This window comes from Mycobacterium sp. NGS63 (assembly GCF_059812295.1).
Genome location: NZ_JCALCJ010000010.1, coordinates 1 through 12,600 on the forward strand (window position 1 = coordinate 1; position 12,600 = coordinate 12,600).

The window sequence follows — 12,600 nt, forward strand, 5'->3', positions numbered from 1 at the left end:
TCGCCCAGAAGGTGGATCCGGTCAAGTTGAACCTGACGCTGTCCGCTGCGGCGCAGTCGCTGGCGGGGTTGGGCGAGAAGTTCGGGCAGTCGATCGTCAACGCCAACGCGATCCTCGATGATGTCAATCCGCAGATGCCCCAGGCCCGTCACGACATTCAGCAGCTGGCCGGGTTGGGCGACACCTACGCCAATGCCGCCCCGGATCTGTTCGATTTCCTCAACAACGCGGTGATCACCTCGCGCACCATCAACGCCCATCAAAAGGAGCTGGATCAGGCGTTGCTGTCGGCGGCCGGGTTCGGCAACACCGGCGCGGACATCTTCGAGCGCGGCGGGCCGTATCTGGCGCGCGGCGCCCAAGACCTGGTCCCCACCGCCCAGCTGCTGGACACCTACAGCCCCGAGCTGTTCTGCACGGTCCGCAACTACCACGACATCGAGCCCAAGGCCGCGTCGTTCCTGGCCGGCAACGGCTACTCGCTGAACACCGAGACCGAGGCGCTGTCCGGGGCGGGGCTCCTGCTGAACCCGGTGTCGGCGGTGGTCGCGATCGCCTCGCAGGCCGGGGCGCTGGCCGGGCTGGTGGGCGGGGCGCCCAACCCCTACATGTGGCCGGAGAACCTGCCGCGCACCAACGCCCGCGGCGGGCCGGGCGGCGCGCCGGGGTGCTGGCAGGCCATCACCCACGACCTGTGGCCCGCGCCCGAGTTGGTGATGGACACCGGCAACAGCATCGCGCCGTACAACCACATCGACACCGGTTCGCCCTACGCGATCGAGTACGTGTGGGGCCGTCAGGTAGGGGATAACACGATCAACCCATGAAAATCACCGGTACCATCGTCCGACTCAGCATCTTCTCCGTGGTGCTGCTGCTCTTCACTGTGATGATCATCGTGGTGTTCGGCCAGATGCGCTTCGGCCGCACCTACGCGTACTCGGCGGAATTCAGCAGCATCAGCGGGCTGCGGCAGGGCCAATTCGTCCGGGCCTCCGGCGTGGAGATCGGCAAGGTCAGCTCGGTGCACCTGGTCGACGGCGGCCGGCGCGCGAAAGTCGATTTCAGCGTCGACCGCTCGATCCCGCTGTACCGGTCCACGACCGCGCAGATCCGCTACCTCGACCTGATCGGCAACCGGTACCTGGAGCTCAAGACCCCGCTCGAGGACGTGGGCAACAGCAGCAAGGTGCTGCCGCCCGGCGGCTTCATCCCGGTGGCGCGGACGTCGCCGGCCCTGGACCTCGACGCGCTGATCGGCGGTTTCAAGCCGCTGTTCCGCGCGCTGGACCCGGAAAAGGTCAACACCATCGCCACCGCGCTGATCACCGTCTTCCAGGGGCAGGGCGGCACCATCAACGACATCCTCGACCAGACCGCGCAGCTGACCAACCAGCTCGGCACGCGTGACCAGGCGATCGGCGAGGTCATCAAGAACCTGAACACCGTGCTCGACACCACCGTTCGCCACCGCCAGCAATTCGACCAGACCGTCAACAACCTCGAGGTGCTGGTCACCGGGCTGAAGAACCACGGCGACCAGCTGGCGGGCGGGACCGCGCACATCAGCAACGCCGCCGGGACGGTCGCCGACCTGCTGGCCGAGGACCGCGGGCTGCTGCACAAGAGCCTCAACTACCTCGACGCCGTCCAGCAGCCGCTCATCGACCAGCGTGAGCAGCTCAACGACTTCATCCACAAGGTGCCGACCGCGCTGAACCTGATCGGGCGCGGCATCGGCTCCTACGGGGACTTCGTCAACTTCTACGCCTGCGACATCACCCTGAAGATCAACGGCCTGCAGGCCGGCGGACCCGTCCGCACGGTCCGGCTGTTCCAGCAGCCGACGGGGAGGTGCACCCCGCAATGAGGACGCTGGAACCTCCGAATCGGCTGCGCATCGGGCTGATGGGCATCCTGGTGACGCTCCTCGTCATCGGCGTGGGTCAAAGCTTCACGAGCGTGCCCATGCTGATGGCCCGACCGCACTACTACGGCCAGTTCACCGACACCGGCGGCCTGAACAAGGGCGACAAAGTGCGGATCGCCGGCATGGACGTCGGGAAGGTGGAGAGCCTCGCGATCGACGGCGACCACGTCCTGATCAAGTTCAATCTCGGCAGCGAGCGCATCGGCACCGAGAGCCGCCTCGCGATCAAGACCGACACCATCCTCGGCAAGAAGATCCTCGAGATCGAGAACCGCGGCAACCAGACGCTGAAGCCCAACGCCGCGTTGCCGCTGGGGCAGAGCACCACGCCGTATCAGATCTACGACGCGTTCTTCGACGTCACCAAGGCCGCCTCGGGCTGGAACATCGACACGGTCAAAGAGTCGCTGCATGTGCTGTCGCAGACGATCGACCAGACCTACCCGCACCTGAGCGCCGCGCTGGACGGTGTCGCCAAGTTCTCCGACACGATCGGCAAGCGCGACGAGGAGGTCAAGCACCTGCTCGCCCAGGCCAACCAGGTGGCCAGCGTGCTGGGTGACCGCAGCGAGCAGATCGACCGGTTGCTGGTCAACGCCAAGACGCTGCTGGCGGCGTTCAACGAACGCGGCCAGGCCATCAACGCGTTGCTGGCGAACGTCGCCGCGTTCTCCGAACAGGTCAAGGGCCTGATCAACGACAACCCGAACCTGAACCACGTGCTCGAGCAGCTGCGCACGGTCAGCGACATCCTGGTCGAGCGCAAGGACGACCTGGCCACCGGTTTCATCGAGGTCGGCAAGTTCCTCCCGTCGTTGAACGAGGCCATCGCGTCCGGCCCGTTCTTCAAGGTGGTCCTGCACAACCTGGCCCTGTACCAGATCATCCAGCCGTGGGTGGACGCCGCGTTCAAGAAGCGCGGCATCGATCCCGAGAACTTCTGGCGCAGCGCCGGTCTGCCCGAATTCCGCTGGCCCGACCCCAACGGCACCCGGTTCCCCAACGGCGCACCGCCGCCGGCGCCGCCGGTGCTCGAGGGCACGCCCGACCACCCGGGCCCGGCCGTCCCACCCGGATCGCCGTGCTCGTACACGCCGGCGAATCCCGGCGGCAACGTCACCGTCGGCGACGCGGGTCTGCCGCGGCCGTGGAACCCGCTGCCCTGCGCGGGCACCGGCATCGGCCCGTTCGGCGGTCCCGGCTTCCCCGCGCCGATCGACGTCGAGACCTCGCCGCCCAACCCCGGCGGCCTGCCGCCCACGCCGGGCATCCCGATCGCCGGCCGGCCGGGCGACCCGCCGCCGAACGTTCCGGGCACGCCTGTGCCGCTGCCCGCGCAGGCGCCGCCGGGCGCCCGCACCGAGAACCTGGCACCGGCCGGGCCGACGCCGCCGCCGTCCACGTTCGCGCCGGGCCTGCCGCCCGGCCCGCCGGCGCCGCCCGGTCCGGGGAACCAGCTGCCAGCGCCGTTCATCAACCCCGGCGGAGCCGGTGGGAGCGGAGCGACGGGAGGTAGCCAGAATTGAGCACCATCTTTGATATCCGGAACATCCGGCTACCGAAGTTCTCACGGGCAACGGTGATCATCGGGATCTTCGTGATCGTGCTGGCTCTGGCTCTCGGGTACGTCGGCTGGCGGCTCTACCAGAAGCTCACGAACAACACCGTGGTCGCCTACTTCCCGGCGGCCAACGCGCTGTACCCCGGGGACAAGGTCCAGATCATGGGCTTGCGCGTCGGGGCGATCGACAAGATTGAGCCGGTCGGCAACAAGATGAAGGTGACCTTCCACTACGAGAACAAGTACAAGGTTCCCGCCAACGCCTCGGCCGTGATCCTCAACCCCACGCTGGTGGCGTCCCGCTCGATCCAGTTGGAGCCCGCCTACAAGGGCGGACCCGTGCTCGCCGACAACGCGGTGATCCCCGAGGAGCGCACGCAGGTCCCGGTCGAGTGGGACGAGCTGCGCAACAGCATCACCAACATCATCTCCAAGCTCGGCCCCACCAAGGAGCAGCCGACCGGCCCGTTCGGTGAGGTCATCTCCGCCTACGCCGACGGGCTGGCCGGCAAGGGCAAGCAGATCAACAACACGCTGAGCAGCCTGTCGCAGGCGCTGACCGCGCTCAACGAGGGCCGCGGCGACTTCTTCGCGGTGGTGCGCAGCCTGGCCCTGTTCGTCAACGCGCTGCACCAGGACGACCGGCAGTTCGTCGCGCTGAACCAGAACCTGGCCGACCTCACCACGCGGCTCGCCCACAACGACACCGACCTCGCCAACGCGGTGCAGCAGTTCGACGGCCTGCTGTCCACCGTGCGGCCGTTCCTCGACAAGAACCGTGAGGTGCTGACCCACGACGTCAACAACCTGGCGACCGCGACGAACACGTTGCTGCAGCCGGATTCGCTGAACGGGCTGGAGACCGCGCTGCACGTCCTGCCGACGGCCGCGGCGAACATCAACCAGATCTACCACCCGTCGCACGGCGCCGTCGTCGCCATTCCGGCGATCACCAACTTCGCCAACCCCATGCAGTTCATCTGCAGCTCGATTCAGGCCGGCAGCCGGCTGGGCTATCAGGAGTCGGCGGAACTGTGCGCGCAGTACCTGGCCCCGATTCTCGACGCGATCAAGTTCAACTACCTGCCGTTCGGCGCGAACCTGTTCAGCACCGCCGAGACGCTGCCCAAAGAGGTCGCCTACTCCGAGCCGCGCCTGCAGCCGCCGCCCGGGTACAAGGACACGACGGTCCCGGGCATCTGGGTGCCGGATACGCCGTTGTCGCACCGCAACACCCAGCAGGGCTGGATCGTCGCGCCGGGCATGCAGGGCCAACAGGTCGGGCCGGTGACGGCGGGCCTGCTGACGCCCGAGTCGCTGGCCGAGCTGATGGGCGGCCCGGACATCGAGCCGGTGCAGTCCACCCTGCAGACCCCGCCGGGGCCGCCGAACTCCTACGACGAGAACCCGATCCTGCCGCCCATGGGCCTCAACGCTCCCGTGCCGATCGCGCCGCCCCCGCCGGGGCCGGAGGTGATCCCTGGCCCGGTCGCGCCGACGCCCGCGCCGGTGGGGGCGCCCGCCCCCAACGCGGGTGGGCCGGTGGCGCCGGCTGACTTCGGAGGTGGCCAGTGAGGCGCGCGACGAGCGCGGAACGCGCGAGAAGCAAGCCGAACCGACAGGCACAGATTGTGCGCCGGATTCGCCGCCGGGCCTGGCAGGGGCTGGTGTTAGTGGTGGCCGCGCTGGTGCTGAGCTCGTGCGGCTGGAAGGGCATCTCCAACGTGGCGATCCCGGGCGGTCCGGGCAGCGGCTCGGGTTCCATGACCATCTACGTGCAGATGCCGGACACGCTCGCCATCAACGGCAACAGCAAGGTGATGGTCGCCGACGTCTACGTCGGCTCGATCAAGAAGATCGAGTTGAGGAAGTGGATCGCCACGCTGACGCTGGGCGTCAAAAAGAGCGTCAAGCTCCCCAAGAACGCGATCGCCAAGATCGGTCAGACGTCGCTGCTGGGTTCGCAGCACGTGGAGCTGGCCTCCCCGCCGAACCCGTCGTCGGAGCTGCTCAAGGACGGCGACACCATCCCGCTGAAGAACTCCACGGCCTTCCCCACCACCGAGCAGACCCTGGCCAGCCTGTCGCTGATCCTGCGCGGGGGCGGCATCCCGAACCTGGAGGTGCTGCAGAACGAGGTCTACAACATCTTCAACGGGCGGGGCCCGCAGATCCGGGCGTTCCTGGGCAAGCTGGACACCTTCACCAGCCAGCTGAATCAGCAGCGTGACGACATCACCCACGCCATCGACTCCACCAACCGCCTGCTGACCTACGTGGGCGGCCGGGCCGACGTGCTGGACCGGGTGTTCACCGACATCCCACCGCTGCTCAAGCATTTCGCCGATACCAAGCAGCTGCTGATCAACGCCGTCGATTCGGTGGGACGCCTCAGCCAGGCCGCCGACACCTACCTGTCGGAGGCGCGCGGGCCGCTGCACCAGGATCTGCAGTCGCTGCAATGCCCGCTCAAGGAGCTCGGCCGGGCTTCGCCGTACCTGATCGGCGCGCTGAAGCTGATCCTGACGCAGCCGTTCGACATCGACACCGTGCCCAAGATGTTCCGGGGCGACTACGTCAACGTGTCGCTGACGCTGGACGTGACCTACAGCGCGGTGGACAACGCCTTCCTCACCGGCACCGGGTTGTCGGGTGCGCTGCGCGCGCTCGAGCAGTCGTTCGGGCGCGACCCCGAGACGATGATCCCCGACGTCCGGTACACGCCGAACCCGAATGACGCGCCCGGCGGGCCGCTGGTGGAAAGGGCGGACCGGAATTGCTGACCACCTTCGTCCGGCGCCAGCTGATCGCCTTCGGGATCCTCACGGTGGTCTCGCTGCTGGTGCTCGGTGTCTACTACCTGCAGATCCCGAGCCTCATGGGCGTCGGCCGATACGAGCTCAAGGCCAACCTGCCCGCCTCGGGCGGCCTCTATCCGACGGCCAACGTGACCTATCGCGGCATCACCATCGGCAAGGTCACCGACGTCCAGCCCACGGAGCAGGGCGCGGAGGCGACGATGAGCATCGACAGCCGCTACAAGATCCCGATCGACGCGGTGCCGCAGGTGCACTCGGTGTCGGCGGTCGGTGAGCAGTACCTGGATCTGGTCTCGAACGGGAACCCGGGCAAATACATGTCACCGGACCACACCATCCCCACCCTGGGCACGGTGCCGGCCGAGATCGGGCCGGCCCTGGACACCGCGAACCGGGGGCTGGCGGTGTTGCCGAAGGACAAGATCGGCTCGCTGCTCGACGAGACGGCCCAGTCCGTCGGCGGGCTGGGTCCCGCGCTGCAACGGCTGGTCGACTCGACGCAGGCGATCGTCGGTGACTTCAAGACCCAGATCACCGACGTCAACGACATCATCCAGCATTCCGGGCCGATCCTGGACAGCCAGGTCGAATCCAACAACGCGATCGAGCGCTGGGCGCGTAACCTCAACCGGCTGGCCTCGCAGACGGCCGCCAACGACCAGCACGTGAAAAGCATTCTGGCGCAGGCGGCCCCGACCGCCGACCCGGTCAACGACGTCTTCAACGACGTCCGCGACTCGCTGCCGCAGACGCTGGCGAACCTCGAGGTCGTGTTCGACCTGCTGAAGCGCTACCACAGCGGCGTCGAGCAGGTCCTGGTGTTCCTGCCGCAGGGCGCGTCGATCGCCCAGACGGTGGCCGCGCCCTACCCGAACCAGGCGGCGCTGGACCTCGCGTTGTCGATCAACCAGCCGCCGCCGTGCCTGACCGGGTTCATCCCGGCGTCGGAGTGGCGCTCGCCCGCGGACACCAACATCGAGCCCCTGCCCAGCGGCACCTACTGCAAGATTCCGATGGAGACGCCCGCCAACAGCGTCCGCGGATCGCGCAACATCCCGTGTACGGACGTGCCCGGCAAGCGGGCCGCCACGCCGCGCGAGTGCCGCGACCCGAAGCCGTACGTGCCGGCGGGCACCAACCCGTGGTACGGCGACCCGAACCAGATCCTGACCTGCCCGGCGCCCGCCGCGCGCTGTGACCAGTCGGTGCGCCCGGGCATGGTGATCCCGGCGCCCTCGATCAACACCGGCCTGAACCCGGCGCCGTCGGACCGCGTGGCGGGGACGCCGCCGCCGACGAGCGATCCCCTGACGCGCCCGGGGACCGGCACCGTGCAGTGCAACGGCCAGCAGCCCAACCCGTGTGTCTACACTCCGAGCGGGCCCCCCTCGGCGATCTACAGCCCGCAGAGCGGTGAACTGGTGGGGCCCGACGGGGTGAAGTACTCCGTCGAGAACTCGACCAAAACAGGAGACGACGGATGGAAGGAGATGCTGGCGCCGGCCGGCTGAACCCCCCACCCATGCCGAGGTTTCGTCGACTGCGCAGGTCCTCCCGCAAACCAAGTCCGCAGGTCGAGCAGGAGACGGCGGCCGCTGCCGCGGAAGTTGAGGAGACCGCCGAGGGGTCGACCGAACCCGAGGTCATTGAGGCCACCGAGGACGCCGAAGCCGCCGAGACCGGGCCGGCCCCGGAGGCCGCGGAGCCGGCGGAATCCGAGATCGAGGCCACCGAGGACGCTCACCCCGCCGAGCCCGGCCCTTCCCTGGTGGCCGGACGCGGGCCGTCGCGCATGGGCCGGGGCTGGCTGTCCGGCATCGCGGTCGCGCTCGTGCTGCTGGCCGGCGGGCTGGGCGCCGGGGGGTACCTGGCGCTGCGCTATCACCACGAAAGCCAGGCCATCGCGCGCAACGACGCCGCGGCGCTCAAGGCGGCGGTGGATTGCGTTTCGGCGACGCAGGCCCCCGACACCCAGGCGATGGCCGCCAGCGAACAAAAGATCATCGACTGCGGCACGGACGCCTTCCGCTCCCAGGCGCTGCTGTACACCAGCATGCTGGTCCAGGCCTATCAGGCGGCCAACATCCACGTCCAGGTGTCCGACGTGCGGGCGGCGGTGGAGCGCAACAACGCCGACGGTTCGATCGACGTGCTCGTCGCGATGCGCGTCAAGGTGGCGAGCGACCAGCAGCAGAACGAGACCGGCTATCGGCTGCGGGTGAAGATGGCGTTCGCCGAGGGGCAGTACCGAATTTCCAAGCTCGACCAGGTGACGAAGTGACGGTGGTCTCCGAGCCACGGACCCAAGAACTTTCCCACGCGACCGCCCCCGCGTCGCCGCGGGATGCCTTGGCGCCCTGGAATTTTCGGGTCGGCGCCTTCGCCGTCGACGTCCTCGCGGGCGCCGCCGCGGTCGCGACGCTGGCGTTGGTGTCGTTCACCGTGACCGGCGGCGGCGTGTGGTGGTGGACGTCCATTTCCGTCCTCGGCGCGGTCATCCTGCTGCTGTTGGTCAACCGGTTGCTGCTGCCGACGATCGCGGGCTTCAGCCTGGGGCGCGGGCTGTTCGGCATCGCGGTGGTGCGCCGCGACGGCGGCGCGGTCGGGCCGTGGCGGCTGCTGGCGCGCGACCTGGCCCACCTGCTCGACACCGCCTCGGTGGTGGGATGGCTTTGGCCGCTGTGGGATTCGCGGCGCCGCACGTTCGCCGACATGCTGCTGGGCACCGAGGTGCGGCGGATGGAGCCCGACGCGGCCCCACCCCGCGTCCGGCGGTGGACCGCGGTGGCGGTGCTGGCCGCGGCGGCGGTGTGCCTCGCGGCCACCGCCGTGAGCTACTTGGCGGTGTACTCCCGCGACCGGGCGAGCGACCAGACCCGCGCGCAGGTCGCGGCGCAGGGCCCGAAGATCGTCGCGCAGATGCTGACGTACGACCCGAAGTCGTTGGACGACGACTTCGCTCGCGCGCGGTCGCTGGCGACCGACAACTACCGGGGCAAGCTGACGGCGGAGCAGGACAAGGCCAAGAAGCGGACCCCGGTTATCAACGAGTACTGGCCGCAGGATGGGTCGGTGCTGTCGGCCACCCCGGACCGGGCGACCATGCTGCTGTTCCTGCAGGGCCGGCGCGGCACGGCGCCCAACGAGCGGTATATGAGCGCGACCGTCCGGGTGAACTTCGCCAAGGGCGGGGACGACCGTTGGCGCGTCGACGACCTGACGCCATTGCCGGGGAACGGAAAATGAGCCCCCGCCGCAAGTTTGAGCCCGGCTCCGGGGCGCTGCTCGTCGAACGTCCGGCGCCGCCGGGCCGGCCGTGGGGGTTGCCGGTGGCCGGCGCGGTGGCCGCGGTGCTGATGGTCATGGCCATCGCGGCGTGCACGCTGATGCTGATCTCGCACGAGTCGCGGGTGCGCAGCGCCTCGAAGGAGCGCGAGGTGCTCAACTACGTCACGGGGTTCATGGGCCAGTTCACCTCCATCGACCCGTTCCACGCCAACGACTACGTGTCGCGCGTATTGGCCCAGGCGACCGGCGATTTCGCCAAGCAGTACCGCGACAAGGCCAACGAGATCCTGCTCCAGGTGGCGCGGGCCGAGCCGGCGACCGGCACCGTCCTGGGCGCGGGCCTGGAGCGGTGGAACGACGACGGCAGCGCCACCGTGATGGTGGCCACCGAGGTCACCTCGAAGTCGCCGGACGAAAAGCAGATCTTCGAGAACACCAATCGTTGGACGGCAACCGTCACGCAGGAAGGGAATCAGTGGAAGATCAGCAACCTGCTGCAGGTGATCTGACCGCCGACGCGACCGAGGTGGACCAAAGCGCCGACACCCCAACCGAATCCGCCGCGGAGGCCACCGAGTCGGGTGGGGAGACGGAGGCCACCGAGGCGGCCGAGAACGCCGACGAGGCTTCCGAGGCCGAATCCGAGAGCCCGAAGGAGGCGAAGCCCAAGCGCCGCCGGCGCAAGCTGCTGGCCGGCAAGCGCCTCGCCATCGCCATCGCGCTGGCCGCGATGCTGTTCGTCGGTTCCGCGGCGTTCGCCGGCGCGATGGTCCAGCCCTACCTGACCGACCGGGCCACCGCCGCAACGAAACTCAAGGTCGCGCGGACCGCCGCCAACGCGATCACGACGCTGTGGACCTACACCCCGGAGAACATGGACGGCCTGGCCGACCGCGCGGCGGCCTACCTCAGCGGCGACTTCGAGGCGCAATACCGCAAGTTCGTCGACGCGATCGCGGCCCCCAACAAGCAGGCCAAGGTCACCAACCACACCGAAGTCACCGGCGCGGCGGTCGAATCGCTGGACGACCCGAACGCCGTCGTCATCGTGTACACCAACACGACGTCGACCAGCCCGTTGACCAAGAACATCCCGTCGCTGAAGTACCTGTCCTATCGGCTGTTCATGAAGCGCGCAGGCGGCCGCTGGCTGGTGACGAGGATGACGACCATCACCTCGCTGGACCTGACACCGCACGTCTGAGCGCTTCCGATGCCCGTCGCGTCGCCGGTTTCCGAGCGCTCGACCGTCGCGGCGCTGCTGCTGCTGACCTTCGCCACCGGCCTGGCCGACGCCATGAGCATCCTGGTGCTGGGGCACGTCTTCGTGGCCAACATGACCGGCAACGTGATCTTCCTCGGCTTCTGGCTGGCGCCGAAGTCCAGCATCGACCTGACGGCGGTCGCGGTGGCCCTGCCCACCTTCGTCTGCAGCACGATCGTCAGCGGCCGATTGGCCCGGCATTTCGGTCAGCGGGCGCGGCCGTGGATAACCACGGTGCTGGCAACCGAAATCGCGTTGCTGGTGGCGCTGTCGGTGCTGGCCGGCGCGGGTGTGCTGCGCTATCACGACAACACCAAGCTGATCATGATCGGCCTGCTCGCGGTGACGTTCGGCCTGCAGCACTCGAGCGCGCGGCAATTCGGGATCCAAGAACTGTCCACCACGGTGCTGACGTCCACGATCGTCAGCCTCGGGCTGGACAGCCGGCTGGCCGGCGGCACCGGGGCCCGCGAAAAGCTGCGCTACAGCGTCGTTTTCACGATGTGCTCCGGCGCCCTGGTCGGCGCGACCATGTCACGGCTCGTCGTGGCGCCCGTGTTCGCGGTCGCGGCGGTCGTGGTCGCGGCGAGCCTGGCGATCTTTCGCTTCGGGCCGCCACCGGATTAGTTGAACGCCAGCCAGCTGGGCAGCGCCCGCTCGTGGGAGTCGCACAGCACCTGGCGGGTGTCGCACGAGCCCCGGGGCGAGCCGGCACCGGCCCACATGCCGCCCGTGTCACGGCGCAGCACGATGGCCGACGACCCACCGCCGTCGAGCAGGATGGCGTTATCGCTGCCCAGCCCGCGGAACAGGTCCTGGATGTTGTCCGGCGTGTAGCTGCCGCCCTCGAAGATGTACATCTCGTCCTTTTGCTTCGCGTAGGCGATCGCCGTCCGCGCCGCGCTGGGACCGCCGTCATGCAGTTGGCCGGTCTTGCCGGGGGACAGCAGCCCGATCCCCGACACCGCGACGAACCGCTCGTTGCGGTTGAGCAGGTCGGCGACCACCGGGGTGGCGACGTCGTAGTCCTGGGGGCCCTTGGGGCGCAACACATATGGCGCGCCGCCCGACGGCAGGATCATCGTCGACAGGGCGCTCCAGCTCTCGCCCCCGCCGGACAGCCCCTGCTTGCCCGGATACGCGACGGTGCCGGTGACCGCCTGGTTCGCCCGGCCCTGGCCGCGGGTGTTGTCGACGAACGCGCCCAGCGGCGAGCTGCAGCCGGTCTGCCGCCAGGACCCGCCTTTCTGCGGGCGGATGTCGAAGAAGTTGGCGTTGATCGCGATCGTCGGCTGCCCCATCCGCTGCCACGCCTGCAACGGCGGATAGATCTCCGATGCCTGCCACAGACCCTCACCGGTGCGGGCCCCGGGGTTGTTCTCACAGCGCGCCTGGTCGCCCTGGTGGGTGTCGACGAGCAGGTGCGGCGCGAGGCGTCCCGCCGCGTTCTTGATGATCATCAGGTGGCCGCCGTTGTTCATCTCGTACCAGCTGCCGCCGGCGTTGAGCATGGGCGTGGGATGGCCGGGCCCGAAGTTGTAGACCAGGTACGAGCCGCGGGTGGCGCTGATCGCGCTCGCCAGGAGGTCACGCCCGTCCGCTGCGTGCGCGACGGGCGGCCCGATGGTGCTCGCCAGTGTCGCGCACGCAAGCACCGCCGCGCAGCGGGCCACCAGCCGGCGCAGGCTGGCGAGGGGCGTCAGCACGAGGGACCTTTCGGCGCGGATGTCTATACAAC

The 12,600-nt window shown here is 68.9% G+C and carries 12 protein-coding genes; 11 read left to right on the forward strand and 1 reads right to left on the reverse strand.

Annotated features, from left to right (window positions below; all coding sequences use genetic code 11):
* The 11 genes from AC5Y4Z_RS22465 to AC5Y4Z_RS22515 all read left to right on the forward strand — a co-directional run.
* The coding region (locus AC5Y4Z_RS22465) for an MCE family protein (RefSeq protein WP_499967121.1) at positions 1–827 on the forward strand (827 nt) is incomplete at its 5' end.
* Positions 824–1,870 carry a virulence factor Mce family protein gene (locus AC5Y4Z_RS22470; RefSeq protein ID WP_499967122.1) on the forward strand — a complete coding sequence of 349 codons (1,047 nt, stop codon included), beginning with the start codon at positions 824–826 and terminating at the stop codon, positions 1,868–1,870. The genes AC5Y4Z_RS22465 and AC5Y4Z_RS22470, both read left to right, overlap by 4 nt.
* Complete coding sequence (locus AC5Y4Z_RS22475) at positions 1,867–3,456, forward strand: virulence factor Mce family protein (protein ID WP_499967123.1); 1,590 nt, start codon at positions 1,867–1,869, stop codon at positions 3,454–3,456. Before AC5Y4Z_RS22470 ends, AC5Y4Z_RS22475 begins: the two co-directional genes overlap by 4 nt.
* Positions 3,453–5,066, forward strand: a complete 1,614-nt coding sequence (locus AC5Y4Z_RS22480; RefSeq protein WP_499967124.1) for a virulence factor Mce family protein — start codon at positions 3,453–3,455, stop codon at positions 5,064–5,066. Before AC5Y4Z_RS22475 ends, AC5Y4Z_RS22480 begins: the two co-directional genes overlap by 4 nt.
* Positions 5,067–5,122: 56 nt before the next feature.
* Entirely contained in the window at positions 5,123–6,274 is a 1,152-nt protein-coding gene (locus tag AC5Y4Z_RS22485; protein ID WP_499967125.1) for a virulence factor Mce family protein, read from the forward strand.
* Positions 6,268–7,821 carry an MCE family protein gene (locus tag AC5Y4Z_RS22490; RefSeq protein ID WP_499967126.1) on the forward strand — a complete coding sequence of 518 codons (1,554 nt, stop codon included), beginning with the start codon at positions 6,268–6,270 and terminating at the stop codon, positions 7,819–7,821. The genes AC5Y4Z_RS22485 and AC5Y4Z_RS22490 overlap by 7 nt, the downstream gene beginning before the upstream one ends.
* On the forward strand, positions 7,791–8,591 hold the full coding sequence (locus AC5Y4Z_RS22495; RefSeq protein ID WP_499967127.1) for an Rv1363c family protein: 801 nt from the start codon (positions 7,791–7,793) through the stop codon (positions 8,589–8,591). The genes AC5Y4Z_RS22490 and AC5Y4Z_RS22495 overlap by 31 nt, the downstream gene beginning before the upstream one ends.
* Complete coding sequence (locus AC5Y4Z_RS22500; protein ID WP_499967128.1) at positions 8,588–9,556, forward strand: RDD family protein; 969 nt, start codon at positions 8,588–8,590, stop codon at positions 9,554–9,556. The genes AC5Y4Z_RS22495 and AC5Y4Z_RS22500 overlap by 4 nt, the downstream gene beginning before the upstream one ends.
* Entirely contained in the window at positions 9,553–10,107 is a 555-nt protein-coding gene (locus tag AC5Y4Z_RS22505; RefSeq protein ID WP_499967129.1) for an Rv1363c family protein, read from the forward strand. The genes AC5Y4Z_RS22500 and AC5Y4Z_RS22505 overlap by 4 nt, the downstream gene beginning before the upstream one ends.
* Positions 10,074–10,802 (forward strand): hypothetical protein, encoded by a 729-nt coding sequence (locus AC5Y4Z_RS22510; RefSeq protein ID WP_499967130.1) that lies wholly within the window; start codon positions 10,074–10,076, stop codon positions 10,800–10,802. The genes AC5Y4Z_RS22505 and AC5Y4Z_RS22510 overlap by 34 nt, the downstream gene beginning before the upstream one ends.
* Positions 10,803–10,811: 9 nt before the next feature.
* Positions 10,812–11,489, forward strand: a complete 678-nt coding sequence (locus tag AC5Y4Z_RS22515; RefSeq protein ID WP_499967131.1) for a YoaK family protein — start codon at positions 10,812–10,814, stop codon at positions 11,487–11,489.
* On the opposite strand, the gene AC5Y4Z_RS22520 is transcribed toward AC5Y4Z_RS22515, so the two are convergent.
* Entirely contained in the window at positions 11,486–12,595 is a 1,110-nt protein-coding gene (locus tag AC5Y4Z_RS22520) for a phosphodiester glycosidase family protein (RefSeq protein ID WP_499967305.1), read from the reverse strand. The two genes, AC5Y4Z_RS22515 and AC5Y4Z_RS22520, sit on opposite strands and share 4 nt — an antisense overlap.
* Between the last annotated feature and the right edge of the window lie 5 nt (positions 12,596–12,600).

Bases quoted from the DNA above. Each gene is read 5' to 3' on its own strand.
- AC5Y4Z_RS22515 (WP_499967131.1), top strand. From the start codon at position 10,812: ATGCCCGTCGCGTCGCCGGTTTCCGAGCGCTCGACCGTCGCGGCGCTG.
- AC5Y4Z_RS22470 (WP_499967122.1), top strand. From the start codon at position 824: ATGAAAATCACCGGTACCATCGTCCGACTCAGCATCTTCTCCGTGGTG.
- AC5Y4Z_RS22475 (WP_499967123.1), top strand. From the start codon at position 1,867: ATGAGGACGCTGGAACCTCCGAATCGGCTGCGCATCGGGCTGATGGGC.
- AC5Y4Z_RS22495 (WP_499967127.1), top strand. From the start codon at position 7,791: ATGGAAGGAGATGCTGGCGCCGGCCGGCTGAACCCCCCACCCATGCCG.
- AC5Y4Z_RS22505 (WP_499967129.1), top strand. From the start codon at position 9,553: ATGAGCCCCCGCCGCAAGTTTGAGCCCGGCTCCGGGGCGCTGCTCGTC.